The organism is Methylobacterium sp. Leaf456 (genome assembly GCF_001425465.1).
GTDB lineage: Bacteria > Pseudomonadota > Alphaproteobacteria > Rhizobiales > Beijerinckiaceae > Methylobacterium.
The window spans coordinates 218,403-242,800 of record NZ_LMQV01000041.1 but is presented as its reverse complement, the minus strand read 5'-3'; the positions used below and the strand labels follow the sequence as shown (position 1 = coordinate 242,800).

At 70.3% G+C, this 24,398-nt stretch carries 30 protein-coding genes; 11 read left to right on the top strand and 19 right to left on the bottom strand.

The features are described 5' to 3' along the window. Positions 1-66: 66 nt before the first annotated feature. Positions 67-954: an outer membrane protein gene (locus ASG52_RS19775; RefSeq protein ID WP_056246971.1), complete on the bottom strand. Its 888-nt coding sequence runs from the start codon at positions 952-954 to the stop codon at positions 67-69. 89 nt (positions 955-1,043) lie between these two features. Here ASG52_RS19775 and ASG52_RS27445 point away from each other — a divergent pair, with 89 nt between their 5' ends. After that, positions 1,044-1,223: a hypothetical protein gene (locus tag ASG52_RS27445; protein WP_156384047.1), complete on the top strand. Its 180-nt coding sequence runs from the start codon at positions 1,044-1,046 to the stop codon at positions 1,221-1,223. A gap of 180 nt (positions 1,224-1,403) precedes the next feature. Here ASG52_RS27445 and pgeF read toward each other — a convergent pair whose 3' ends face one another. The 3 genes from pgeF to lgt are packed head-to-tail and all read right to left on the bottom strand — an operon-like array spanning position 1,404 to position 4,134. Further along, the gene (gene pgeF / locus ASG52_RS19770) at positions 1,404-2,162 is read right to left on the bottom strand and encodes a peptidoglycan editing factor PgeF (RefSeq protein ID WP_056246970.1); all 759 of its coding nucleotides are present in this window, start codon (positions 2,160-2,162) and stop codon (positions 1,404-1,406) included. 14 nt (positions 2,163-2,176) lie between these two features. Beyond that, positions 2,177-3,241, bottom strand: a complete 1,065-nt coding sequence (locus ASG52_RS19765; protein WP_056246968.1) for a class I SAM-dependent methyltransferase — start codon at positions 3,239-3,241, stop codon at positions 2,177-2,179. A gap of 2 nt (positions 3,242-3,243) precedes the next feature. Then, the gene (gene lgt / locus ASG52_RS19760; protein WP_056247088.1) at positions 3,244-4,134 is read right to left on the bottom strand and encodes a prolipoprotein diacylglyceryl transferase; all 891 of its coding nucleotides are present in this window, start codon (positions 4,132-4,134) and stop codon (positions 3,244-3,246) included. 137 nt (positions 4,135-4,271) lie between these two features. On the opposite strand from lgt, the gene ASG52_RS19755 reads away from it, so the two are divergent. Beyond that, positions 4,272-4,952, top strand: a complete 681-nt coding sequence (locus tag ASG52_RS19755; protein ID WP_056246963.1) for an MgtC/SapB family protein — start codon at positions 4,272-4,274, stop codon at positions 4,950-4,952. 92 nt (positions 4,953-5,044) lie between these two features. Continuing rightward, positions 5,045-6,676, top strand: a complete 1,632-nt coding sequence (locus ASG52_RS19750) for an alpha-D-glucose phosphate-specific phosphoglucomutase (RefSeq protein ID WP_056246961.1) — start codon at positions 5,045-5,047, stop codon at positions 6,674-6,676. 11 nt (positions 6,677-6,687) lie between these two features. On the opposite strand, the gene ASG52_RS19745 is transcribed toward ASG52_RS19750, so the two are convergent. The 5 genes from ASG52_RS19745 to ASG52_RS19730 all read right to left on the bottom strand — a co-directional run bounded on the left by ASG52_RS19745 (position 6,688) and on the right by ASG52_RS19730 (position 12,037). Continuing rightward, a complete protein-coding gene (locus ASG52_RS19745; protein WP_056246960.1) occupies positions 6,688-7,593 on the bottom strand; it encodes a cell wall hydrolase in 906 nt (301 codons plus the stop codon). Between the two features lie 125 nt (positions 7,594-7,718). Then, entirely contained in the window at positions 7,719-7,976 is a 258-nt protein-coding gene (locus tag ASG52_RS19740; RefSeq protein WP_056246958.1) for a hypothetical protein, read from the bottom strand. A 219-nt stretch (positions 7,977-8,195) separates the two neighbouring features. Further along, positions 8,196-10,862, bottom strand: coding sequence for a pyruvate, phosphate dikinase (gene ppdK / locus ASG52_RS19735; RefSeq protein ID WP_056246956.1), 2,667 nt, complete (start codon positions 10,860-10,862; stop codon positions 8,196-8,198). A gap of 240 nt (positions 10,863-11,102) precedes the next feature. Continuing rightward, complete coding sequence (locus ASG52_RS26635) at positions 11,103-11,255, bottom strand: DUF3096 domain-containing protein (protein WP_082552658.1); 153 nt, start codon at positions 11,253-11,255, stop codon at positions 11,103-11,105. A gap of 125 nt (positions 11,256-11,380) precedes the next feature. Next, the gene (locus ASG52_RS19730; RefSeq protein ID WP_056246954.1) at positions 11,381-12,037 is read right to left on the bottom strand and encodes a L,D-transpeptidase; all 657 of its coding nucleotides are present in this window, start codon (positions 12,035-12,037) and stop codon (positions 11,381-11,383) included. A gap of 179 nt (positions 12,038-12,216) precedes the next feature. Here ASG52_RS19730 and ASG52_RS19725 point away from each other — a divergent pair, with 179 nt between their 5' ends. After that, positions 12,217-12,660 carry a VOC family protein gene (locus ASG52_RS19725; protein ID WP_056246952.1) on the top strand — a complete coding sequence of 148 codons (444 nt, stop codon included), beginning with the start codon at positions 12,217-12,219 and terminating at the stop codon, positions 12,658-12,660. Between the two features lie 22 nt (positions 12,661-12,682). Here ASG52_RS19725 and ASG52_RS19720 read toward each other — a convergent pair whose 3' ends face one another. Together ASG52_RS19720 and ASG52_RS19715 are read right to left on the bottom strand one after the other, a co-directional pair. After that, positions 12,683-13,129: a Crp/Fnr family transcriptional regulator gene (locus ASG52_RS19720; RefSeq protein ID WP_056246950.1), complete on the bottom strand. Its 447-nt coding sequence runs from the start codon at positions 13,127-13,129 to the stop codon at positions 12,683-12,685. Positions 13,130-13,211: 82 nt separating this feature from the next. Further along, complete coding sequence (locus tag ASG52_RS19715) at positions 13,212-13,421, bottom strand: hypothetical protein (protein WP_056246948.1); 210 nt, start codon at positions 13,419-13,421, stop codon at positions 13,212-13,214. Between the two features lie 235 nt (positions 13,422-13,656). Here ASG52_RS19715 and ASG52_RS19710 point away from each other — a divergent pair, with 235 nt between their 5' ends. Further along, a complete protein-coding gene (locus ASG52_RS19710) occupies positions 13,657-13,803 on the top strand; it encodes a con-10 family general stress protein (RefSeq protein ID WP_003599456.1) in 147 nt (48 codons plus the stop codon). A 67-nt stretch (positions 13,804-13,870) separates the two neighbouring features. Here ASG52_RS19710 and ASG52_RS19705 read toward each other — a convergent pair whose 3' ends face one another. Further along, positions 13,871-14,383 (bottom strand): MarR family winged helix-turn-helix transcriptional regulator, encoded by a 513-nt coding sequence (locus ASG52_RS19705; RefSeq protein ID WP_056246943.1) that lies wholly within the window; start codon positions 14,381-14,383, stop codon positions 13,871-13,873. A 104-nt stretch (positions 14,384-14,487) separates the two neighbouring features. Between ASG52_RS19705 and ASG52_RS19700 the strand changes: the two genes are divergently transcribed. Beyond that, positions 14,488-15,267 carry a DUF1499 domain-containing protein gene (locus tag ASG52_RS19700; RefSeq protein ID WP_056246941.1) on the top strand — a complete coding sequence of 260 codons (780 nt, stop codon included), beginning with the start codon at positions 14,488-14,490 and terminating at the stop codon, positions 15,265-15,267. A 1-nt stretch (position 15,268) separates the two neighbouring features. Here the strand turns inward: ASG52_RS19700 and ASG52_RS19695 are convergent, their stop codons facing one another. The 3 genes from ASG52_RS19695 to ASG52_RS27440 all read right to left on the bottom strand — a co-directional run bounded on the left by ASG52_RS19695 (position 15,269) and on the right by ASG52_RS27440 (position 17,853). After that, on the bottom strand, positions 15,269-16,210 hold the full coding sequence (locus tag ASG52_RS19695) for an MBL fold metallo-hydrolase (RefSeq protein WP_056246939.1): 942 nt from the start codon (positions 16,208-16,210) through the stop codon (positions 15,269-15,271). 78 nt (positions 16,211-16,288) lie between these two features. Next, positions 16,289-17,296 (bottom strand): DUF2865 domain-containing protein, encoded by a 1,008-nt coding sequence (locus ASG52_RS19690; RefSeq protein ID WP_286159112.1) that lies wholly within the window; start codon positions 17,294-17,296, stop codon positions 16,289-16,291. Between the two features lie 344 nt (positions 17,297-17,640). Continuing rightward, positions 17,641-17,853, bottom strand: coding sequence for a hypothetical protein (locus ASG52_RS27440; protein WP_156384046.1), 213 nt, complete (start codon positions 17,851-17,853; stop codon positions 17,641-17,643). Positions 17,854-18,029: 176 nt separating this feature from the next. Between ASG52_RS27440 and ASG52_RS26630 the strand changes: the two genes are divergently transcribed. Continuing rightward, positions 18,030-18,206 (top strand): DUF1328 domain-containing protein, encoded by a 177-nt coding sequence (locus tag ASG52_RS26630; protein ID WP_003599466.1) that lies wholly within the window; start codon positions 18,030-18,032, stop codon positions 18,204-18,206. Between the two features lie 109 nt (positions 18,207-18,315). Here the strand turns inward: ASG52_RS26630 and ASG52_RS19685 are convergent, their stop codons facing one another. Beyond that, positions 18,316-18,753, bottom strand: a complete 438-nt coding sequence (locus ASG52_RS19685) for a DUF3429 domain-containing protein (RefSeq protein WP_056246935.1) — start codon at positions 18,751-18,753, stop codon at positions 18,316-18,318. Between the two features lie 253 nt (positions 18,754-19,006). On the opposite strand from ASG52_RS19685, the gene ASG52_RS19680 reads away from it, so the two are divergent. The 3 genes from ASG52_RS19680 (at position 19,007) to ASG52_RS19670 (ending at position 21,434) form a co-directional block, all read left to right on the top strand. Next, entirely contained in the window at positions 19,007-20,329 is a 1,323-nt protein-coding gene (locus ASG52_RS19680; RefSeq protein ID WP_056246933.1) for a chloride channel protein, read from the top strand. A gap of 70 nt (positions 20,330-20,399) precedes the next feature. Then, complete coding sequence (locus ASG52_RS19675) at positions 20,400-20,579, top strand: DUF1328 domain-containing protein (RefSeq protein WP_056246931.1); 180 nt, start codon at positions 20,400-20,402, stop codon at positions 20,577-20,579. A 15-nt stretch (positions 20,580-20,594) separates the two neighbouring features. Beyond that, on the top strand, positions 20,595-21,434 hold the full coding sequence (locus ASG52_RS19670) for an SDR family oxidoreductase (protein WP_056247086.1): 840 nt from the start codon (positions 20,595-20,597) through the stop codon (positions 21,432-21,434). Between the two features lie 114 nt (positions 21,435-21,548). Here ASG52_RS19670 and thiL read toward each other — a convergent pair whose 3' ends face one another. Genes thiL through ribH form a run of 3 tightly spaced genes read right to left on the bottom strand, consistent with a single transcriptional unit; the run spans position 21,549 to position 23,593 of the window. Further along, a complete protein-coding gene (thiL, locus tag ASG52_RS19665; RefSeq protein ID WP_056246929.1) occupies positions 21,549-22,547 on the bottom strand; it encodes a thiamine-phosphate kinase in 999 nt (332 codons plus the stop codon). Between the two features lie 6 nt (positions 22,548-22,553). Continuing rightward, entirely contained in the window at positions 22,554-23,087 is a 534-nt protein-coding gene (gene nusB / locus ASG52_RS19660) for a transcription antitermination factor NusB (protein ID WP_082552653.1), read from the bottom strand. After that, positions 23,084-23,593, bottom strand: coding sequence for a 6,7-dimethyl-8-ribityllumazine synthase (gene ribH / locus ASG52_RS19655; protein ID WP_056246927.1), 510 nt, complete (start codon positions 23,591-23,593; stop codon positions 23,084-23,086). Before ribH ends, nusB begins: the two co-directional genes overlap by 4 nt. A gap of 163 nt (positions 23,594-23,756) precedes the next feature. Between ribH and ASG52_RS19650 the strand changes: the two genes are divergently transcribed. After that, positions 23,757-24,050 (top strand): hypothetical protein, encoded by a 294-nt coding sequence (locus ASG52_RS19650; protein ID WP_056246926.1) that lies wholly within the window; start codon positions 23,757-23,759, stop codon positions 24,048-24,050. Positions 24,051-24,398: the final 348 nt, after the last annotated feature.

Sequence of the window (24,398 nt, the reverse complement as noted above, 5' to 3'; positions counted from 1 at the left end):
GGCACCGGGCTTCTTCGAGGATCAGGCTGGAGCGGCCCTCGGGTGAGGGCCGCCGCCGGGTTCGGCTTAGTACGAGCCGAACTTGTAGTTGATGCCGGCGCGGACGACGGCGAACTCGGTGTCGCGGCGGGCGATCGAGCCGGCCAGCACGGTGCCGTTGGCCGGGACCGAGTAGGTGTTGGCGGCGTCGAACGCGTAGGCACCGTTGAGGCGGCGACCCTGGTCGAGGTTCACGTACAGACCTTCGACCTTGAACGTCACGGCCGAGGACTTGAAGAAGTTCAGGAACGAGTCGGTGGGCAGAGCGTACTCGACGCCGCCGCCGACGGCGTAGCCGGTCTTGAACTCGTCCGAGGAGGCGCCCGGCAGGCCGAACTCGCGACCGCCGCCCGAGCCGTAGGCGAAGCCGCCGGTGGCGTAGACGAGGGTGCGGTCGAAGGCGTAGCCGAGACGACCGCGGACGGTGCCGAAGTAGTCGAGGCTCGACACGCCGTTCGGGTTGACGAAGGTCACGCCCGGAGCGGCGGTGAGGGCGCCGCCGGCGGCGTCGAACAGGCCGACCGCGTTACGGCGGCGGCCGAAGTCGACGTACTGGGCGTCGGCCTCGATACCGACGACGACACCGGAGCCCGGGGTCAGCTGGTAGTTGTAGCCGATCTGGCCACCGCCGACGAAGCCGTCGTTGCTGTCACGGTTGCTGAACCCGGCAGCAGCGACGCCGCCGCCCTGGCTGGTCAGCGCGCCCGGGATGGCGATGACGGTGGCGCCGCGGCTCTCGTTGGTGCCGAAGCCGTAACCGGCGTTGAAACCGGCGTAGAAGCCCGTCCACGTGAAGACCGGAACCGGCGTGAAGATCGGCGGCGGCGCGGCGCGGCGCGGAAGGTCGGCGGCGAGCGCCGAACCGGCGACGACGATGCCGGCGAGAGCCGTACCGGCGCGAAGAAGTGCTTGCATCACTCTGGTCCTTTTTGACTGTGCCGAGGCTTGCGAGAAGCTCAGCGGCACGGTGCCCCGTATCTATTCCAGCATCTCGGAAGATACTGTTGCGGCTCGATCACGCCGACCGTCCCGAAGGCGGCCCCTTTGTGGCGAAGATCGTTTTTGTGCCTTTCCGTTCGATCATCAAACGTCACCGAATGGCCAAGGTTCACTTGCGGCCTAGCTTTTTTTCGGTATCGCCTGATGACAGATTGTCGCAGCCCACTGGCCGCGGCGATCCGTGACCCGCCGGACTTACGACGCCGCCGACGAACGGCACGTGCGGCACCGCACAAAAGCCTGGCCGCGGCGCCCCCCTCGGAGGGGGTGTGGTTTTTGAGCATCGGTCCGAGCGGTGGGGAGCGGCCTTTCCGGGAGGGGCCGTGAAGCCGGCTTTCAGGAAAAATCCCATGCGTCACAAGATGCTAGGTCAGGGTGATCGCGGAGATCAGGCGGCCGTAATCCGGCTCGCTCCGGTGGGTGGTGCGGCGGAAGCTGTAGAAGCGGTCCGCGTCGGCATAGGTGCAGAGCCCGAGCGCCGTCGCCTTGCCGATCCCGGCCTCGGCGAGGCGGGCCAGAATGAAGGCCGGCAGATCGAACTGCGCATGGCCCTCGCGACCCTCTGAGAAAAATCTCTCGGAGCCCGGCACCTCCGTACGGAAGCGAGCGACGAAGTCGGCGCCCACCTCGTAATTGGCCTGCGAGATCGTCGGCCCGAGCACCGCCACGATCTTCGAGCGGACGGCGCCGAGGCGCTCCATCGCCGCCACCGTCGCCTCGGCGACGCCGCCGAGCGCGCCCTTCCAGCCGGCATGGGCCGCGCCGACGACGCGGTTCTCGGGGTCCGCGAACAGGATCGGCCCGCAATCGGCCGTGGCGATGCCGAGCGCGAGCCCCGGCACCCGCGTCACCATCGCGTCGGCCTTCGGGCGCTCACTGAGCGGCGCCTCCACCGTCACCACGTCGGCGGAATGGACCTGATACAGGCTGACGAGGTTCTGAGGCGGCAGATCGAGATGCCGGGTCATCCTGGCCCGGTTCTCGGCGACGCGCTCGGGCGCATCGCTGGAGCCGCGGCCGCCGTTGAGCGAGGCGTAGAGCCCCTCCGACACGCCGCCCTCGCGGGTGAAGAAGGCGTGGCGCAGGCCGGGCAGGACGCCGAGTTCGGGGGCTTCGATGACCATGGGGGCTCGCGATCTCAGACGGAGGGGAGGGCGGGCAGCGCGGTGAATGCCGGGTGGCTGACGCCGAGCACCTTGAACAGGGCGCCCATGCCGCGCGGGCTCGGATCGGTCAGGCGGGCCACGGCCGCGTCGATCGCCGCCGCCTGGGAGGCGTCCGCGCGGGCTTTGAGCCGGGTGGCGCGGGCCTCCAGCCCGAGGGCGAGGAGGAAGTCGCGCTGCAACACCGGACCGTGGATCGCCGCGCCCTCCGCTTCGGCGGCGCGTGCGAGGGCGGAAAAGTCGACATGGACGGTGAGGTCGGCCTCGCCCGGCCGTGTCAGCGGGTCGGCGAAGGCGTGGCCCTCCACCGCCTGCAGCGTGTCGCCGAAGCCCGCAACCGCGTGGCCGTAATCGATGGCGAGCAACGCGCCGCCGTCGCGCACGAGGCGGCGGGCGAGGTCGCGCATCGCCGACAAGGCCGCGCTCGGCACGGTGAGCACGGCGCCCTCCGGCGCCTCCGCGGTGATCTGCGGATCGGGCTCTGGAACGAGGCCGAAGGCGAGGGCGCCGTGCTCGCCGAGGCCCACCCGGCGCTCGCACCAACCGCGCGAGGTCCGCACGAACTGGCGGGCGGGCAGCGCGTCGAAGAACTCGTTGGCGATGACGAGGAGCGGCGCTTCGGGCAGGCTCGCCACGCTGTCGTGGAAGGTCGGGCGCGCGTCGGCGAGGCGTTCGGCCTGGAGCGCCCGCAGCACCGGGCTGGTCTCGACGAGGTGGAGATCGAAATCCGCGCCCGCGGCCCGCAATGCCCGCAGCGCGTCGCTCATCAGCGTGCCGCGTCCCGGTCCCAGTTCCAGCAGGCAGGGTTTTTGGGGGCCGGAAAAGCCCGCGAGCAGCGCGGCCGCCCAGGCGCCGACCAGCTCGCCGAACATCTGGCTGATCTCCGGCGCGGTGACGAAGTCGCCCTTCGTGCCCAGCGGATCGCGAGTGGCGTAGTAGCCGTGAACCGGATGGCCGAGACACAGAGCCATGTAGCGGTCGAGGCCGATCGGCCCGTCGGTGCGGATCGTGCGCGCGAGGATCGCGTGGAGCGGCGTCACGCTCAGATCTGCCCGGCCTCGGCCTGGATCTCCGGCCCCTCGCGCCGGGGCCGCGTCACCCCGCGGGCGGCAAGCACGATCGCCGCGATCCCGACCAGCGCCATCGGGACGCAGAGCAACATCCCCATGGTGATGCCGCCGCCCAGCGCGTTCACGTCCTGCCCGAACAGGAAGCCGAGTTGCCGGTCGGGCTCGCGGAAGAACTCGCAGAAGGTCCGGGTGATCGCGTAGCCGAGGACGAAGAGGCCGCCGAGCAGCCCCGGCCGGCGGAAGCCGAAGCGGCGCACCGCGAAGGCCATGACGATAAAGAGTAGCAGCCCTTCGGTCGCGGCCTCGAACAGCTGACTCGGATAGCGCGGCACATCGCCTCCGGTGGGGAAGACCACGGCGTAGGGGAAATCGGGCGCGGGCCGGCCCCACAGCTCGCCGTTCACGAAGTTGGCGATGCGGCCGAAGAACAGGCCGATCGGCACCACCACGGCGGCAATGTCCAGCAGCGTCAGGCCGCCGAGGCCGCGGGCGCGGGCGAACACCAGCATCGCCAGCACCGCACCGAGGAAGCCGCCGTGGAACGACATGCCGCCGTTGCGGATCGCCAGGATCTCCATCGGCTGATCGAGATAGAGCGGCAGGTTGTAGAACAGCACGTAGCCGATGCGCCCGCCGAGCACGACGCCCAGCGCCACCCAGACGACGAGGTCGTCGATATCGGTCAGGCTCGGGCGCTTGGTGACGCCCCAGAGCGAATCCGCCAGCACCAGCCGGCGCGCGTAGAACCAGCCGCCGATCAGCCCGGCGATGTAGGACAGCGCGTACCACTTGATCTCGACCGGCCCGAGCGAGACCGCGACCGGATCGATGGCCGGAAAGGGCAGGGCGAGGAGCGGCGGCATCGGCAGCCCTTGGGCGACGTTTTCCGAAAAGTCGCGCCGCATTGGACCCGCGCGGCTTCGGGCGTCAAGCGGAGCGGGTTGCACGCTGCCGGGCGTCGGGCGCAGGGTTCCACTCGAATCCGAGACGAGGAGACGCCATGCTCGGCAACACGGAGATGGTGGCGCGGCTGCTGCTGGCCGGGGCCATGGGCAGCGTGATCGGGTTCGAGCGCGAGCGGCTGCTCTGGGCCGCGGGCCTGCGCACGCACATGCTGGTCTGCGTCGGCGCCTGCCTGTTCATGCTGGTCTCGGCCTTCGGCTTCTCCGACGTGCTCGGGCGCCAGGACGTGGTGCTCGATCCCTCGCGCGTCGCCGCGCAGGTCGTCTCCGGCATCGGCTTCCTGGGTGCCGGCACGATCCTGCTGCGGGGCGAGGTCGTGAAGGGGCTCACCACCGCGGCGAGCCTGTGGGCGGTGGCGGCGATCGGGCTCGCCGTCGGCGGCGGGCTCTACGTGCCGGCGATTGCCGCGACCGCACTCGTCGTCGGCATCCTGGCCGGCGTGAAGCCGATCGAGGAGCGCTGGCGTGACCGGAATCAGGCCTGCGAACTCCAGCTCACGGTGAAGGCCGGGAGCCTTGCCATCGACGCGCTGCCCGAGGTGACCGGCGAGCGGGCCTCGCGCATCCGGCAATTCGTGGTGCGGCCGGGCGAGGAGCCGGGGCTGGAGGAGGTGACGATCACCTTCGCCCGCCTGCCGCGCGGTAACGTCGAAGCGGTGGCCCGGCGCCTGCGCGAGAACCCGGCGGTGATCCGCGTCCGCTCCGGGGCGCAAGAATGACGCGATCCGGGCGGGGAAATCGGTGCCACCGGTCTCGTTGCGGCGCAAAACTGCGCTAGACCATCCGCAGCGAATCTGAGGACCAAGTCAGCATGGCTGCCAAGCAGGTCACCACGACCCCCTTCCCGGACCAGAAGCCCGGCACCTCGGGCCTGCGCAAGAAGGTGCCGGTGTTCCGGCAGCCGCATTACGTCGAGAACTTCGTCCAGGCGATCCTCGACTGCATCCCGGAGCGCGACGGCGCGACCCTGGTGATCGGCGGCGACGGACGCTTCTTCAACCGCGAGGTGGTGCAGATCGCCATCAAGATGGCGGCGGCCAACGGGATCGGCCGGGTGCTGGTGGGCCGCGACGGCCTGCTCTCCACGCCCGCCGCCTCCTGCGTCATCCGCAAGCACGGCGCCATCGGCGGCATCGTGCTCTCGGCGAGCCACAATCCCGGCGGGCCGGAGGGCGATTTCGGCATCAAGTACAACGGCGCCAACGGCGGCCCGGCGCCCGAGAGCGTCACCGGCGCGATCTTCGAGCGCACAAAGACCCTCACCGAGTACCGCATCGCGGATGCGCCCGACCTCGATCTCGGCACCACCGGCACCCACGACATCGACGGCATGAGCGTCGAGATCATCGATCCGGTCGCCGATTACGCCGAGCTGATGCGCTCGCTGTTCGACTTCGAGGCGCTGGAGAAACTGTTCGCCTCGGGCTTCCGCATGCGCTTCGACGCGCTCTCGGCGATCACCGGGCCCTACGCCAAGGCGATCCTGGAGGGCACGCTGGGCGCTGCGCCCGGCACCGTAGTCAACGGCGAGCCCAAGCCCGATTTCGGCGGGCACCACCCGGACCCGAACCCCGTCCACGCCCACGAGCTGTTCGACCTCATGCACGGGCCCGATGCGCCCGATTTCGGCGCGGCCTCGGACGGCGACGGCGACCGCAACATGATCGTGGCGCCGGGCCTGTTCGTGACGCCGAGCGACAGCCTCGCGATCCTCGCCGCCCACGCCCGCCGGGCGCCGGGCTATGCGGGCGGGCTTTCGGGCGTCGCCCGCTCCATGCCGACCAGCCGAGCGGCGGATCGGGTGGCGAAAAAGCTCGGGATCGAGGCGTTCGAGACCCCGACCGGCTGGAAGTTCTTCGGCAACCTCCTGGATGCCGGCCGCATCACGCTGTGCGGCGAGGAGAGCGCCGGCACCGGCTCGAACCACGTGCGCGAGAAGGACGGGCTGTGGGCGGTGCTGCTCTGGCTCAACATCCTGGCCGCGACGGGCAAGCCGGCGCAGGACCTCGTGCGGGCGCACTGGGCCGAGTTCGGCCGCGACTACTACACCCGCCACGACTACGAGGAGATCGATTCGGACCCCGCCAAGCGGCTGATGGACGGCTTGCGCGCCAAGGTCGCGAGCCTGCCGGGCACGACGATCGGCGGGATGACGGTGAGCGAGGCCGACGACTTTCGCTACGTCGATCCCGTCGATGGCTCGGTCACCGAGGCGCAGGGCGTCCGGATCACCTTCGCGGAGGACGCTCGCATCGTGTACCGCCTGTCCGGCACCGGCACCACGGGGGCGACGCTGCGGGTCTATATCGAGCGCTACGAGAGCGACCCCGCCCGGCTGGAGCAGCCGGTGGCGGAGGTTCTGGCCCCGGTCGTCGCGGTGGCGCGGGAACTGGCGGATATCGCGGCGATCACCGGCCGGGCCGAGCCGAGCGTGGTGACGTAGGGCGCGGCGGGTCAGGTCTGGTTCGGCTTCAACTGATAGAAAATGTGCCGGCCGATGATGTCCTTGCGCTTCAGCCGGCGCGACCAGCCCGGCTTCACGTAGTCGGCATGGTAGTGGGTCGCGCCGCCGACCTCGCTGAGATAGGTACGGCCCTCGATCACCGCGCTGGCGATGCGGGTGGCGGTCTGCCACGAGCCGGCGTCGGTGATGCGCAGCGACTTGCCCTCGCAGGCGAAGGAGAACTGGCAGCCCATGAAGCGGTGCCGGTTCTGGTAGACGACGCCGCAGACCGACGACGGATAGAGCCCGCTCTTGGCGCGGTTGAGCACCACTTGAGCCACCGCCGCCTGACCTTCTTCCGGTTCACTGCGGGCCTCGAAATAGACGGCCTCGGCGAGGCAGCGCTGCTCCTTGTCCATCGCCTCGGGGACGATCAGGTCGGCGTAGCGGTGCTTGGCTTCCGGCGAGGCGGTGTCGGCGTCCGGCTCGCTCGGGCGCGGCGCGCGGTCGAGGCGTGGGGAGAAGCCCGGCAGGACGAGGCTCGCGGCGGCGACTTCGATCGGCGTCGCATCGGCTGGCGCGGGCGTCACCGAGGAGAGGGCGACCGCGCGCGGCACCGCCGGGGTCGAGCCGTCGGATTCGGCGAGCGCGGGCAGGCTGCCGTCGTCGGGCTCGTCGTGGCTGGAATCCGGTGTGGCGACGATGCCGGCGGCGATCATGTCGGCGTTCCAGCCCGACGCGATTGCGCCGGTGGTGGCGACCTCGCGCTCGAACAATCGCTCCGCCGACAGGGTCGCGTCGGTGCCCGCGGTGGCAGTGAAGGAGATCAGCAGGCCGCTCGCCAGCATCCACGGCACCACGGCCGAGACGATGAAGCGGGGGCCGAGGCCCAGTCCTCGAACGCGACTCGCACGCAACGCCGACATCCCACGCTGAACGATGGCCCGGGGACCGCAGCGTAGCGCAGGCGGCGGCTCCCGTTCCTCATAGGCGCGAGTTTAAGTGCGAACGTGGTTGCCGGACGGTTAAAGCCCGACTCGCCTCAGCGAGGCGGGCGGCCGTGGTGAACGGCGAGCCCGTTGAGGACGACGGCGAAGTAGCCGACACCGCCCTGCGAGGCGATGATCATCCGGCCCGCCTCGCGCTCGCTGTGCTGGGACAGTGCGTAGGCCAACCCCAGCAGCCCGACCGCCGTGGTCAGGCTCGCGAGGATCCAGAGATAGGCGTGCTGCATGGCCCGCGGCCCCGGCGCGACGGCGCCGGCATCAAGAAGGGCGATGGAGGTGTCGGGATTGGGCATGTGGCACGTCCCGCGAGGACCCGGACCATACGACAGGCCGGCGCTCCCGCGCTCAGACTCCCGCTAGCATTGAACGCGCCAGCACGACACGGGTTCACGCCGTCATCCGCAAAATTATTGCGTAGCTTGGGGAGGCCTGAGGAGAACGAAAAAAGGCGGCCGCACGAAGCGGCCGCCCTTTCGCATCACGACGGTCGAAGCCCTACGGCGCCAATCCGATCACTCGGTCTTGCCGAGCGCCGACTGCGCGGCGGCAAGACGGGCGATCGGCACGCGGAAAGGCGAGCACGAGACGTAGTCGAGGCCGACCTCCTGGCAGAAGCCAATGGAGGACGGGTCGCCGCCGTGCTCGCCGCAGATGCCGAGCTTGATGTTCGGGCGCTGCGCCCGGCCGCGCTCGGTCGCGATCTTGACGAGTTCGCCGACGCCCTCGCGGTCGATCGACACGAACGGATCGACGGCAAGAATTCCCTTCTGGGTGTAGGGCCCGAGGAAGGTCGCGGCGTCGTCCCGCGAAATGCCGAGAGCGGTTTGCGTCAGATCGTTGGTGCCGAAGGAGAAGAACTCCGCCGTCTCGGCGATCTCGCCGGCCTTGAGCGCCGCGCGCGGCAGCTCGATCATCGTGCCGACCTGATACTCGAAGCTGGCGCCGGTCTCCTCTGTGACGGCCTTCGCCATGCAGTCGATGCGCGCCTTGACGATGTCGAACTCCATCCGGGTGAAGACGAGCGGCACCATCACCTCCGGGGTCACCGGGGCGCCGGTGTCCTTGGCGGCCTGCACCGCGGCCTCGAAGATCGCGCGCGCCTGCATCTCCGCGATCTCGGGGAAGGCGATGGCGAGGCGGCAGCCGCGGAAGCCGAGCATCGGGTTGTGCTCGGACAGTTCGCGGGTGCGGTGGCGGATCTTGTCCTCGCTGACGCCGGTCGCGGCCACGACCTCCTGCACCTCCTCGTCGGTGTGGGGCAGGAACTCGTGCAGCGGCGGGTCGAGCAAGCGGATCGTGACGGGCAGGCCCGACATGATCGTGAACAGCTCGACGAAGTCCTGTCGCTGGTAGGGCAGGAGCTTGGCCAGCGCCGCGCGGCGCCCTTCCGCGTCGTCGGCCAGGATCATCTCTCGCACTGCGACGATGCGGTCGCCCTCGAAGAACATGTGCTCGGTGCGGCATAGGCCGATGCCTTCCGCGCCGAACTTGCGGGCGGCGCGGGCGTCGGCGGGGGTGTCGGCGTTGGTGCGGACCTTCATGGTACGCACCGCGTCGGCCCATTCCATCAGCGCGGCGAAGTCGCCCGACAGCTCCGGCTGGAGCATCTTAACCTCGCCCTGAATCACCTGACCGGTCGAGCCGTCGACGGTGATGACCTCGCCCGCCTTGAGCGTCACGCCGCCGACCGTGAGCGTCTGCGCCTTGTAGTCGATACGGATCGAGCCGACGCCGGAGACGCAGGGCTTGCCCATGCCGCGGGCGACCACCGCCGCGTGGCTGGTCATGCCGCCGCGCGTGGTGAGGATGCCCTCGGCGGCGTGCATGCCGTGGATGTCCTCAGGCGAGGTCTCGATGCGCACGAGGATGCACTTGCGCTCGGCCTTGCGGGCGGCTTCCGCGGCCTCCGAGTTGAACACGATCTCGCCGACCGCCGCGCCCGGCGAGGCGGGCAGGCCCGTGGCGATCACCTTGCGCTCGGCGTCCGGATCGATGGTCGGGTGCAGGAGCTGGTCGAGCGCGCCCGGCTCGATGCGCAGGATCGCCTCGTCCTTTGAGATCAAACCCTCGCCCGCGAGTTCGACGGCGATGCGCAGAGCGGCCTTGGCCGTGCGCTTGCCGTTGCGGGTCTGGAGCATCCAGAGCTTACCCCGCTCGATGGTGAACTCCATGTCCTGCATGTCGCGGTAGTGTTTTTCGAGGACGCCGTAGATGCGGGTCAATTCCGAGAAGCTCTCGGGCATCGCCAGTTCCATCGACGGCTTGTCCGACTTCGCCTCGATCCGGGCCTTCTCGGTGATGTCCTGCGGGGTGCGGATGCCCGCCACCACGTCCTCGCCCTGGGCGTTGATCAGGAACTCGCCGTAGAGCGCGCTCTCGCCGGTGGAGGGGTTGCGGGTGAACGCGACGCCGGTGGCCGAGGTGTCGCCCATGTTGCCGAACACCATGGCCTGGACGTTGACCGCCGTGCCCCAGCTCTCGGGGATCTGGTTCAGCTCGCGGTACTTCTTGGCTCGCGGGATCATCCACGAATCGAACACCGCGCCGATGGCGCCCCAGAGCTGGTCCTCGGGCTTCTGCGGGAAGTCCGAGCCGTGCTCATCGCGGACGATCTTCTTGTAGACGCCGATCAGGTGCTTCCAGTCGTCGGCCTTCAGATCGGTGTCGAGGCTGAAGCCCTTGCCGTCCTTGTAATGCTCCAGCGCCTCCTCGAAGGCGTGGTGCTCCACGCCGAGCACGACGTTCGAGTACATCGTGATGAAGCGGCGGTAGGAATCGTAGGCGAAGCGCTCGTCGTCGGCATCCTTCGCCATCGCCTCGACGGTCTCGTCGTTGAGGCCGAGGTTCAGCACCGTGTCCATCATGCCCGGCATCGAGGCCCGTGCGCCCGAGCGGACCGAGACGAGGAGCGGCTTGTCGGCGTCGCCGAAGCGGCGGCCGGTGAGCCCACCGACCTGCTCCAGCGCAGCCTTCACCTCGTCGGCGAGCTCCGCCGGGTAGGTCTCGCCGTGCTGGTAGTAGTAGGTGCAGACTTCCGTCGTGATGGTGAAGCCGGGGGGCACCGGCAGGCCGAGGTTCGACATCTCGGCGAGGTTGGCGCCCTTGCCGCCGAGGAGGTTGCGCATCGACGCCTGGCCCTCGGCCTTGCCGTCACCGAAGGAATAGACCCATTTCGTCATCAGGCTCTCCGCTCGACGGATGGCACGAATGTCTCTCGTTCGACCGTCCCGCTGCGCCGTTTGCGCAGGCGAGACCTTGGGCCCTCGACGGGCCGGCCGGGAGGCATCCTAACGCATCGTTTCCGCGGGCGTGGCGCATCTCTTCTTGCAGCGCAAGGAGAAGCTTTGCACTGCGCACATGCGGCAGTGACGATGCGATCGGTCTGTCAGAAGGTTGGTGAGGAGATCAGGTGCAAGGGATCAAGTGAAGGGGCGCAGCACGCCGAGCCCGATCAGGCCGACGGCGATCAGATAGATCGCCACGATGTAATTCAGCAGCCGCGGCGCGATCAGGATCAGCACGCCGGCGGCGATGGCGATGATCGGTTGCAGATGTGAGATCGTGATGGTCATGCGCATCCTCTCTCGATCGCGGCCGGAGCGATCTCCGGCCCGGCCGCATCAAGCCAATGTCTCCATGAAGCGGATAGGGCGCAGCTTCTTTCGACGAAGCGACATCCGCTTCGCCGGAACACGCGTCAGACGCGGTACTTGCCGCCGCGCTTCACCAGCACCCGCGTGCCCACCGGCACCCGCTCGTAGAGATCGACGATGTCCTCGTTGAGCATGCGCACGCAGCCCGACGACATCTGCTCGCCGATGCTCCACGGCTCGTTGGTGCCGTGGATGCGGAACAGCGTGTCGCGGCTGCCCTGGTAGAGGTAGAGCGCACGCGCCCCGAGCGGGTTGTCGACGCCGCCCTTGCGCGAGCGGTCGATGTCGGGATGGAGCGAGACCATCGTCGTGGTCGGCGTCCAGTCGGGCCACACGCCTTTGCGGGCGATGCGGGCGTCGCCCTTCCACGAGAAGCCGAGCTTGCCCACGCCGACGCCGTACTGGATCGCCCGGCCGCCCTCCTGCACCAGGGCGAGCTGGCGCTTGTCGATATCGACCACGATGGTGCCCGCCGCCTCGGGGCCGGCATAGGCGACCTCCTGGCGGCGGTACTTCGGATCGAGCCGGGAGGTGTCGACCAGCGGTACGTCGTACGGCTTGTCCGGCTTGGTGCCGATGTACCACGCCGATTCGTCGTCGAGCGCGGCCATCTGGCCGGGGCCGGAGGATTTGCAGGCCGCGAGCGGCACGAGGCATAGCGCGACGAGAAGGGTCCGGATGGCGGTCGAGCGGGCGATCATGGCCACTCCGTTGCGGGCGTCGCGGGACGGGGGTCGATGGAACGTCATGCCCCCATGACTAGCCGCAGCGGAGCCGTTCGGGTGTGGCCGGAGGGCCGCATCGGGCCAGGAACGACGCCTCGCCGGGGCGCGTCCTCGCGTTATCTTGAAGCGACAGCGTCGCCCGAGGCCGGAGAGCCATGCCCGAGACCGAGACACTGACCGTCGAAGCGAACCCCCTCGACACCGTGGCGCTCGCGCCCGCGATCCATCTCGACCATTGCGTGATCCACGTCTCCGACTGGGAGCGGGCCACCGCCTTCTACCGCGACGTGCTCGGCGCCGAGGTGATTCCGGCGGGCCAGGGCGTGGCCTTCCGCTTCGGCGGGGTGCAGCTCAACGTCCACGGCCCCGGCCAGATCGGCGAGCCCCGGGCGGCGAAACCGGTGATGCCCGGCGGCAGCGACCTATGCTTCCGCTGGTCGGGCTCGATCGAGGAGGCGATGGCGCACCTCGCCGCGCATGGGGTAGCGGTCGAACGCGGGCCGGTGGAGCGCAACGGGGCGGCTGGGGCGGGGATCAGCGTCTATTTTCGCGATCCGGATGGGTCGCTGATGGAGTTCATCACCTACCCCACCGAATGACCCCGCACCGTCCCGGAATCGACTACGCCCCGCCGCGCTCGGCCAACCGCTGGTTGGTCTGCTCCAGCCGGAGCGCCAGATCGCGCATCACCGCGATGCCGATCTGCGGGAACTGCGCCAAGAGTTCGAGGAACACGTCGCGGTCGATCCGAAGCGCCGTGGTCGCGCCCACGGCGGTGACGGTGGCCGAGCGGGGTTGGTCGGCCAGGATGCCCATCTCGCCGACCAGCGCGTTGGCCCCGAGCAGGGCGAGGCGCACGGGGCCGTGCGGGCCGTCGATGGAGACCGCGGCGGCGCCCTCCAGGATCAGGTAGGCGGCGTCCGCCGCCTCGCCGCGGGCGAAGAGGAGCTGGCCTTCCTCGAAATGCACCCGCTCGCTGGTGAAGGCCAAGAGCTTGAGGCGCGCCGGTTCGACCTCGCGAAACAGCGGCACCTGCCGCAGGGACGTCACCTCGTTGTCGAGGGTCATGACCGACTCCGATCCGCCGCCTTCATCGGCGGCGCGGGAAAGGGCCGCGCCTAGCCCCGGAGGCCGAACCTGTCAAAGACGCTCACGGATCGCGACCGGCCGCCAGCCCGATCTCGCCCGGTTTGGGCGCCTCGCGCTTGGCGCTGGCGTTCGGCTGGGGCGAGTCGATCGGCTCCTCTTGGGTCGTCGGCGTGCGACTGTCCTCTGGGGCCGGCATCGGCGGCGGCTGGGTCCGGTTCGCGGCCGAGGGCTTGGCCGCGGCGTCAGGCTTTACCATATGGCGATTGGTCATTTCCGGTATCCTCCGGAGTGGCGGGGCCTGTGCAAGACCTGTTCACAAGTCCGCGCAAATCCCTGTCTCGGCTCTCGTAACGTCTGGACTGGACTGGGGTTTCGCACTCGACCGTGATCGATACGGCCAAGGAACCATCGATTGCGCTGAAGGTTGAGGAAACGTGTGAAAAATCGAGCCTGAGGAGGCGTCAATGGCTACTGGAAACTCGACCTCGAAGCGAGGTTTCGCGTCCATGAACATCGAGCGTCAGCGCGAGATCGCCAGCAAGGGCGGCCGTTCGGTCCCGGCGGACAAGCGCTCGTTCTCGCAGGATCGCGAACTGGCCTCGTCGGCCGGCCGCAAGGGCGGTCAGTCCACGGGCCGCACCGGCGAAGCATGAGTCCGGTCGAGGGCGCACCGCGCGACACGCGCGTCGTGCCGCCCTGACCGATCAAGAAATAGAGACCTCAAACTTTCTCGACAGGCGCCCCCGGCGTCTGTTTTTGTTTGTCCGGCGCCTCGGCATCCGCCCGCGCGAGCGCCCGCCATTTCAGCACCAGAGCCTCGAAGGCTTCGAGTTCGCCGGCCTCCAACTGGCCCAGCGTGCGGGCGACGTAGGCCGCCTGCGCGCCGATGCCGCGGGCGGCGAGTTCCGCACCTGCCGGGGTGAGATGGAGCGCGTGCGAGCGCCGGTCGCCCGGGATCGGGCGCCGCTCGACGAGGCCGGCTTCCACGAGGCGGTCGATCAGCCCCGAGACGTTGCCCTTGGTCACATAGAGCCGCCCGGCCAGTTCCTGCTGGGTCAGGCCTTCACGCTCGGACAGGGTCGAGAGCACGTCGAATTGCGGGATCGACAAGCCGGTGCCGCGCAGCTCCGCCGCCACCGCGGCGGTGACGCGTCGGCTGAGCCGAATGAAGCGGAACCAGACGCGCAGTGGATCGGGCTCGGCGTTCGTCTCGGGATGGTGGGGCTGCGACATGCTGCTCAGGCATATAGCAGAGCTGTGAACCGCGGGCAGCCGAGTGGCGCCGCCTTCCCCCAGGCGATACAGTCTCGCTCCGATTTCGACATCCCGCCAGGGCGATGCGCCGTCAAATCCTCGACGAACCGGTGACGCGCGCGGGCCGCTACGCCCGTACGCTCGCGATCTTTTCCGTCCTCGTCACCGGGATGGCGGTGCTGCTCGTGCGCAGCCCCTCGACGGAGGCGATGCCGGCGATGGCCGTGCTCGGCAGCGGCGTCGCCCTGTCGCTGGTGGCGGTTCTTTTCGCGCTCTTCGCCTTCGTGCGGGTGTGGCGCGAGGGCGCGGGCGGGCTCGGCGCCGCGGTCGGCGGGCTGTTTCTGGCAAGCCTCGTGCTGGCTTATCCGGCCTATGCGGCGCTCAAAGGCGTACGGCTGCCCGCCATCACCGACGTCTCGACCGACACCGAGCGCCCGCCCGCCTTCTCCCGCTCGCGCCTCGCCTTCGCGGCGCGCGAGGGCCGCTATCCGCCCGATCCCGGCGCGAAGGCGCGGGAGTTGCAACGAGCGGCCTATCCGCAGATCGCGCCGTTGACCCTCGACGTCGAGGCCGATCAGGCGTTCGAACTCGCCCGCAAGGCGGCGGTGAACCGTAAATGGCAGATCGTCGAGGCGATCCGCCCAGGCGGACGCATGGGCAACGGCCGGATCGAGGCGGTCGCCCGCTCGCGCCTGCTCAACCTGCCCGCCGACATCACCGTGCGGGTGCATCCCCGCGCCGATGGCGCCCGCATCGACGTGCGTTCGGCCTCGCGGATCGGCACCCGCGACCTGGGCGACAACGCGGATCGGATCCGGTCGTATCTCGATGAGGTGGCGAACCTCGCGATCGCGCTGAAATAGCTCACGCCGGCCGGAAGCGCCCGTCCAGCAACGGCGGCCCGTCGGTGACGACGAGGCCGCGCTCCACCAAATCCTCGAGATGGGCGAAGACCGACAGCGCCGCCGCCCCCAGAAGCTTCGGGCTCAGGCCCTGATAGACCGCGCCGACGATGGCGCGGATGTCCTCGTCGCCGACTGCGAGCCGCGCCCGGATCGCCGCCTCGCGCTGGCGGCGGTGGGCGGCGAGCCCCCGCACGAAACGGCGCGGATCGCGCACCGGGCCGCCATGGCCGGGCCAGTAGAGCGTTTCCTCGCGCTCGCGCAGGCGGTCGAGCGAGGCCATGTAGGCGCGCATCGAGCCGTCGGGCGGAGCCACGATGGAGGTGGACCACGCCATGACGTGATCGCCCGAAAACAGGGTGTTCTCCTGCGGCAGGGCGAAGGCGAGGTGGTTCATGGTGTGGCCCGGCGTCGCCACCGCCGTGAGCGTCCAGCCCTCGCCCTCAAGGCTCTCGCCGTCGGTCAATTCGCGGTCGGGCCGGTGCTCACGGTCGGCGCTGGCGTCCAGCACCGGCAACTCGTTCTCGGCGAGGTCGCGGGCGGCGCGATGCGGGCCGCAGCCGACGATGGGCGCGCCGGTGAGCGCCTGGAGCAGCCGCGCGCCGGGCGAGTGGTCGCGGTGGGTGTGGGTGACGACGATGGCCTCGACCCGCCCGGAGCCGAGATCGGCCAGCAGCGCCTCGACATGGCCGGCATCCGCCGGGCCGGGATCGATCACGGCGACACGGCCCTGCCCGACCACGTAGCTGCAGGTGCCGCTCGCGGTGAACGGGCCGCCGTTGGGGCAGATGCGGCGGCGCACCAGCGGGCTCAGCCGATCCATCCGTCCGGCGGGCGGAAGCGCGGCGTCCTGGCCGGCTTGGGGGGCGGACGCCTCCGGCGCCTCTTCGTGGGGTCGGCTCATGCGCGGGGCTTAAACGTCGGCGAGGATGGCGAGAGGGTTCGCCTACGACAGCCGGAGCGGTTCGCCAAATCGGGCCGATCAGCGCTCGAACGGTGAGGGCACGACGACCCGCACCGGGGCGAAGCCGGCGCCGGCTGCCTGGACCGGCGCGAAGCCGGTGCCGCCCACCGCGTCGTCCATGCGCAGGCGTGCGACCTGGACCTCGGCGGTGCGGATGCGCTGCGAGCGATTCTCGGCGAGCCGCAGCACGCGCCGGAAGGCCGCCGCGTCCGCGTCCCGCCGGATCGCGCCGACGCGGGCCTCGATGAAGCGGCGGCTTCCCTCGCCGATCCGCGCCTCGCGGTAATCGGTGAGGACCGGACCGTCGCGGGTGATGGCGGTGACGACGTCGGCGCTGTCCTCGGTGGCGAAGATGTCGCCCGCCCGCACGGTGCGGTCGTCGGCGGCGCTCGGCAGCGGGCCGGTCGCACCCGGCGGGCGGCAGGCGCATTGGGCGACGCGGGTGCGCTTGTAGAGGTTGGCCCAAGAGGCCGAGAGATAGGGCTGGCCGGTCAGACTCACGGCCTTCTCATACTCGCTCTCGCCGGAGGCCAGAGTGAAGAGGTCGGTGCGGGTGCCGGGGCAGGCGGCCGCGCAGGCCGCCTGATGCACCGGCAGGTCGACCGCATTCCTCAGCCGCCCGACCGGGAAGGTGAAGCCGTCGCACAGGCGTACGCAGACGGTCTGGGTGCCCTTGAGCGGGCCGGGGCCAGCGCTCACCTCGGTCACGGCGGGCCGGACGGGGCGGGCGCGCAGGCGCGGCGTCTGCTGCGTCAGGCGGCGCGCCGGCTCGATCTTCCGGGAATCGGGCAGCGCCGAGTAGCGCCGCGGCGTCTTGCGCGGCATCTCGACCGGCGCCGCCGCCGTCTCGGCGGGCTTCGGCGGGCCGAACAGAGCGTCGAACATGTCGGCGAAGAGGCCGCGCTCGGACGCGCTCACCACGGTGGCCCCGGTGGTGCCGGCGAAGCCGAGCACGATCCCGACGAGCGCCGTCGTCCAGACGCGGCGCCGCCGGGTTTGCGGGCGCGGCGGGATGGGGGCCCGCATCCACGCTCCGGGCGCACGCTTGCCGAAGGCCATCCTGATCCGTCTCCGTCAGCGCGGTGCCGGCTCGTTCCGGTTGCGCGCTTCGAGGCAGCTAGGACGGGGTGGGGGAGGGGGGCAATTGCGGCAAACCACCGAATTCTACGACGCCGGACACGATGAGGCGTCCAAAAAGACCCGTTCGCGCGCAAGGCCTTGGCGACACGCCGGAAACGGATTCGCTGTTCGATTCGCCCCCGGTAACGCTAACGCGGCAGGGATGTGGACGGCACAGCCGGAACGCGAAAGCGCCGCCCGAGGGGGCGGCGCTTTCAGAACGGGGGCCTATCGTCGTCGGGTCGGCGCGCTCAGCGGCGCCGGCCGGATTTCACGCGGACGGGGATCGGCTGAAGCATGGGCTGGGGCACGAGGGCGGAGAGCCGCTCGATGGCGGCGTGCACGGCTTTCGCGACAGCGGTCTTGAGAGATCCCGGCTTGGTCTGTGCAGGCACGCCGAACGCCTCCTTTGAGAATTCCCCTAGCCCCGGAAACTCCAGGGCTGCTCCGACATACTTGGTCACGAACGGTCGGTTGCGCCACCCGGTTCCACCCGGCATTCCGCCGCAGGTGTCTGAAGAATTCGTGTGGAAGACGGCGGAACCGTGGCGCCCGGGAGGAACCGAACGCGAAACCTTGACGTTATTCGGTTCAAGAGACTGCGGCACAGGCCGCGTCAGTTGTCGAAAGGAACGCCAAGATGCTCGGTTGGGCTGTTACATTCCTCGTGGTCGCCCTGGTCGCCGCTCTGCTGGGCTTCGGTGGCATCGCCGGCACGGCCATGGAAGCCGCGAAGCTCGTGTTCTTCGTCGCGATCGTCCTGTTCGCCATCTCGGCTGTCATCGGCCTGATGCGCGGTCGTTCGCCGACCTTGTGACGACGCTGCAGTGACCGCCGCCGCGCTCGAACGAGCGCGGCGCGACTGAAAACCAATGCCTTCGGCGGCCTCGATCGGGCTCTGCCGGAGGTTTTTTGTTTGAGAAAGACTACGCCGCCACCAGCAGCGACAGACCGGCGACGGCCGAGAGCGCCAACCGCAGGCGGCTCATCCAGTTCGGCACGAGGCCGCGCCGTGCGAGGTCCTGATCGACGAGGCCCCAAAGCAGCACCAGCGCGCCCAGCATCCGCAGGTCCCACGGCGCGGGGGCGGCGAGCGCGGCCCAGGCCAGCAGCGAGGGGACGATGGCGAGCCCATAATCCGGCCAGCCCGCGCCGCGCGCCGCGGCGACGCCCCAGCGGATGCCGCCGAGGAACGAGGCGATCACCGCGCCGTAGGCCGAGAGGATCGTGCGCGGCGACAGGCCGATGGTGCCGAGACCGCCATCCGAACCACTCACGGCGAGCGCGGAAAAACCGACGAACGGAATCAGGCCGGCGATGCCGAGCAGGACCGCGCTCGTCGGAACCGTCGTCAGCCGCGCCATGCCGTCTCCCGGTTGCTGCCCCTTCGCGACGTCGCCGTCCGGAAGGCCGGCCCCCGTCGGAAGCACTGGGGCCTACACGCGCAGATCCGGGAGCTTCCCGCAACCGGGACCATTTGCTGCACCGCAAGCGATCGGTGACCGTGTCCCGGCGATGCCGCTCCCGCGCATCCCCTGTGGACAATGGCGGTGCGGGCGCGGGTCCGGCAGGATACCTGCACGCCACGGCATCACATCCGCCCTTAGACCGGATTCCATGCCGCTGCGTCCCCCCGTCCTGCGATCCGCGCTTCGCCGGTTGCGCCGCCCCTCCCTCGACGCCTGGACGGTCTGGCGCAGGCGCGCCCTGTTCCTGGCCGGCGGCGTCTGCGTGGGCTTGGCCGCGGTGCTGATGGCCTGGGTCGCCGACGCCGCGCAGGCGGGGTTCCGCGGCGTCCTCGGCTTCTCGCCCTGGCTCGCGCTTTTGCTCTGCCCGGCCGGTTTCGCGCTGGCCGCGTGGCTCGCCCGAACGGTGTTTCCGAATTCGCAGGGCTCAGGGATTCCGCAGGTGATCGCCGCCCGCGCCATCGACGATCCGGCGGCGCGCCACGCGCTGGTGTCGCTGCGGGTGGCAAGCGGCAAGGTCGTTGTGATGGTGCTGGGTCTGCTCTGCGGCGCCTCGATCGGCCGAGAGGGGCCGACGGTGCAGGTCGGCGCCGCGATCATGGCTGCCTTCGGCCGTCTCAGCCCCGAACATGTCCGCGGTCTGCTGCTCGCAGGCGGCGCGGCGGGCGTCGCGGCGGCGTTCAACACGCCGCTCGCCGGCATCGTCTTCGCCATCGAGGAGCTGGGCCGGGCCTACGACAGCCGCGGCACCGGGCTCGTGGTTGCCACCATCGTCGCGGCGGGCCTGACCTCGCTCGCGATCCTGGGCGACTACACCTATTTCGGCACCACCGACGCCAAGCTCTCGCTCGCCGCGGGCTGGCTCGCGGTGCCCCTCGTCGGCGTGGCCGGCGGCCTGCTCGGCGGGCTGTTCAGCCGCGCCGTCATTGCGGTCGCCCGCGGCCTGCCGGGCCGGGCGGGCGCGGGAATCGCCCGTTACCCCATCGCCTTCGCGACGCTGTGCGGGCTCGGGCTGGCTTTGTGCGGGCTCGCCTCGGGCGGGGCGGTCTACGGCACCGGCTACGAGGAGGCGCGGGCGATCCTGCACGGCGAGAGCGTGGCCCGCATCGACTTCGCCCCACTCAAGTTCCTGGCGACGCTGCTCTCCTCGATCAGCGGCATCCCCGGCGGCCTGTTCGCGCCCTCGCTCGCCGTCGGCGCAGGGCTCGGCGCCGAGGCGGGCCTGCTGCTGCCGCAGGTGCCGATCGGCGCCCTCGTGCTGATCGGCATGGTCGCCTACCTCACCGGCGTGCTCCAGGCGCCGATCACCGCCTTCGTCATCGTCACCGAGATGACCCAGGACCACGCCATGATGATCCCGCTGATGCTCGCCGCCCTCATCGCCGACGCGGTGTCGAAGCTCGTCTGCCGCGGCGGACTCTACCATGCGCTGGCCGAGCTGCTGGTGCTGCGGGCGGCCGAACCGGGACGATAATCGCGACCGGACGGAACGCCGCAGCCCCGAGTGCGATTGTCGCGAAGCTTACGCTTCGGAGTCTCGCGTCATGACCCTTCTGAAATGGGCCGCCATCGCCTTCGTGATCTCGCTGGTCGCGGGTGCGCTCGGCTTCACCGGCATCGCCTCCGGCGCCAGCTCCATCGCCCGCATCCTGTTCGGCCTGTTCCTCGTCCTGGCGATCGTCATCGTGGTCATCGCCCTGGCGGTCGGCAAGATGGTGTTCTGACCGGTGAGCGCCGACCTGCGCGGGCGCACCGCGCTCGTGACCGGCGCCACCTCCGGGATCGGCGCCGAGACGGCCCTCGGTCTCGCCCGCCTCGGCGCGCGGGTCGGGATCGTGGGGCGCGATCCCGCTCGCGTCGCGGCGACGGTCGCGCGTCTTCGCAGCGAGACCGGCGCGGAGGCGGACGCCTTCGTCGCCGACCTCTCGGAGCAGGCGGGGGTGCGCCGGCTCGCGGCGGAGGCCTCATCCCGTTATACGGCCCTCGACATCCTCCTCAACAACGCCGGCGCCATCTTCTCCGAGCGCCACGTCACTGCGGACGGATTCGAGCGCACCTGGGCGCTCGACCATCTCGCCTACGTGCTCCTGACCCACGAGCTGATGCCGCGGCTCGCCGCAGCGCCGTCCGCCCGCATCGTCAACGTGGCGTCCGCCGCCCACACCCGCGGACGCATCGATTTCGACGACCTCGACGGCGCCCGGCGCTTCTCCGCCATGGGGTCGTATTCGCAGGCCAAGCTCGGCAACGTGCTGTTCACCTACGCCCTCGCGCGGCAGCTCGCCGGCACGCGGATGACCGCCAACGCGGTCCATCCCGGCGTGGTCGCGACGGGATTTGCGGGCAACACCCACGGCCTGCTGCGCGTGGCGTGGCGGATCATCCGCCCGCTGCTGATCACGCCGGAGAAGGGCGCGCGGACCTCGCTCCATGTCGCGACCTCGCCGGAGGTGGCGGGAGTGAATGGGCGGTATTTTGCCCGCTGCCGTCCGGTCGCTTCGTCGGCGCTGAGCTTGGACGAGGCGTTGCAGGAAAAGGTGTGGACGCTGAGCCGGCGGCAGGTGGGGATCGTGGACTGAAGCAGACCTGCTCGGTCGCTTCGGCGACGACAGGGTCGCCGAAGCCCTCTCCCCGCACAGCGGGGCGAGAGTATGCGCGGCCAACGCGTAACCATGAGAACGAGCAGCTCGGTCTCAGAAGTGGCTGAACGAGCCCGTCCCGAACACCATCGCCTCGCCCGCGGCATCGACCACGAGTGGGGGCGCCTCGCCCGCCTCCACGACTCCGATCTCGGCCATCGGCACGCCCACCCGCTCCGCTTCGGCGAGGAAGGCCGCCAGCGCCGCCTGCGGCACCGCGCAGAGGATCTCGTAGTCGTCCCCCCCGGTCAGCGCCGTGGCGAGGCGAGCCGGATCGCGGGTGATCGCGGCCCGTGCAGCCGGTGACAGCGGCACCCGCGCGGCCTCGATCCGGGCCGTCAGGCCTGTGCCGAAGAGCATCTTGGTCAGGTCGCCGACGAGGCCGTCCGACACGTCCATGGCGGCGTGGGCGTGGGCTCGCACGACAGAAGCGAGGGCGAGGCGCGGGCGGGGATGGAGGTAGCGGTCCTGCAACGCGGCGCCGTGGACGGGGTCGAGCCCGGCATCCGGTGCGTGCCGCAGCGCGAGGCCCACAGCCGCGTCGCCGATGGTGCCGCTGACGCAGAGCCGGTCGCCGGCGCGGGCCGCCTGCCGCCGCACGATGGTGCCGGTCGGCACCTCGCCGATGGCCGTGACGCCGATCAGCGCCGGCCCACCGGAGCGCACCGTGTCGCCGCCGAGAAGCGGGCAGCCATGTTCACGGGATGACGCGCCCAGGCCCTCGGCGAAGGCGGCGAGCCAATCTTCCGTCCAGTCGTCGGGCAGCGCGAGCGTCAGCAGGAAGCCGCGCGGCGTCGCGCCCTTGGCGGCGAGGTCGGAGAGGTTGACGCCGAGCGCCTTGACCGCGATCGAGCCCGGCGGGTCGTCGGGGAAGTAGTGGACGCCCGCCACCACGGCATCCGCCGTCACCACGAGGTCGTGGCCGGGGGAAGGGGTGAGGCTGGCGGCGTCGTCGCGCAGACCGTCGGCGCCGGGGCCGGCGAGCGGGGCGAAGTAGCGCGCGATCAGGGCTTCTTCGCCGGAGCGCGCCGTCTCTTCGCCCGCGTGCGGCAAGTGCCGTCAGGCCTTCTTCGGCGCGGCCGGGATGCCGAACTCGGTCGAGCGCGCCTCGCGTCCCACCCGGTCGAGCACGGCGTTGACCATGCCGGGCTCGTCACCGGCATAGAAGCTGTGGGCGACGTCGACGTATTCGGAGATCGCCGCGCGGGCCGGCACGTCGCGACGGAACAGCAGCTCGTAGGCACCCGCCCGCAGGATCGCGCGCAGCACCACTTCGAGCCGGCGCAGCGGCCAGCCCTTGGAGAGCGCGGCGTCGAGCTTCGGGTCGATGGCTCGCTGCTCCTCGACCGCCCCGCGCAGCACGTCGCGGAAGAAGGCGGTCTCGGCCGGCGGATGGACGACGCCGTCGACCTCCTGGCCGATCCAGTACGCCTCGAACTCGGCGAGCGCCTCGATCACGCCCTTGTCCGAGATTTCCATCTCGTAGAGCGCCTGGACCACGGCCAGCCGCGCGCCCTTGCGCAGGCTCAGCGGGGCGTGCTTCGGTTTGGTGTTCGTCTCCGGCGCGGCCGGAGTCTCGGCGGGCTGGCTCATCGGGTAGGTTCCAGGTTGGCGGCGCGCTTGATCGCGACGAGGCTCAAGGCTGCCTCTGCCGCGCCGCCGCCCTTGTTCATCTGCGAGACCCGGGCGCGCACCAGCGCCTGCTCCATGGTCTCGACGGTGAGGATGCCGTTGCCGAGCGGCAGCCGCTCGGCGACGGACAGGTCCATCAGAGCGCGGGCGCTCTCGCCCGCGACGATGTCGTAATGGCCGGTCTCGCCGCGGATGACGCAGCCGAGCGCCACCGCCGCGTCGTAGGGCTCGCCCCGCCGCTCGCCGGCCTTGAGCAGGATCGCCATCGCGGCCGGGATTTCGAGGGCGCCCGGCACGGTGAAGACATGCGCCTCGGCGCCGACCGCCTGGATCGCCCCGCGGGCGCCGGCCAGCAATTCGTCGGCGATGTCCTCGTAGTAGCGCGCCTCGACCACCAGCACGCGGGTGCCGGCAAGGCTTGCGAGGATGGTTTTCGGCGCGGCCGCGTCGCGGTTCTGGGCTACCATGGGCTCGGACGGGTCCGGGGATGGGGCGATGGGGAGGGCCGGAGGGTTAGCCCAGAAGCCTTCCGCTCCACAAGCGGCGCCGCGAGCCGTGCGGCGATGCGCGGGACGCCGTGCGGGCCATCGACGGTGTAGCCTGTCCGAAACACGAGGAGCGGAAGCCGGCATGAGCGAGGGAATCGAGGCGGCTCTGGCCACGCTCCAGGCGGAGCTGAGCGCGACGCAGCAGCTCGTGAAGATGCTGCTGGTGCAGCATTCTCTCGACCGTTCGCGGGCGGAGCCGACCGGCGCCATCGACGAGCTGGGGCGCGATTTCTCGCGGATTCTCGGTGAGCTGGCGCGGAGCACGAGCAACACGACCGAGCGGCAGCACTTTGCGTTGGTGACCGAGGCGCTGGAGGCGCAGCTCGACAGTGCAAGGCAGCTCGCCCGGTCGTTTGCCGTTCGGGAGGGAGAGTAGGGGGCTTGTTAAGGCCGGCGCCGCTCGGCTGAGCTCACCGGAAAAGCCCGGTCACCGTCGTTCCGGGGCGTTGTAGGCGAACTCGGAATCCACCCGTGATGCGCCGTCAAGCACGGCATCTCCGGCGGATTCCGGATTCCGCTACGCGGCTCCGGAATAACGCTCGTAGTGTTTGTGGTTTCTCAAGGTAAACCGAAGCAAAATCCGTAAAATTCGACGGAAATCCGCTCGCATCGTTCAAGCACGTCTCGCGGAAACCGGGTATCCGCGCCGTCCGTCCCCGCCGATTTAACCGCCGCGAAGTCCCGCCCGCCCGAACACTGCCCGAGACGAGGCGGGGCCACGAGG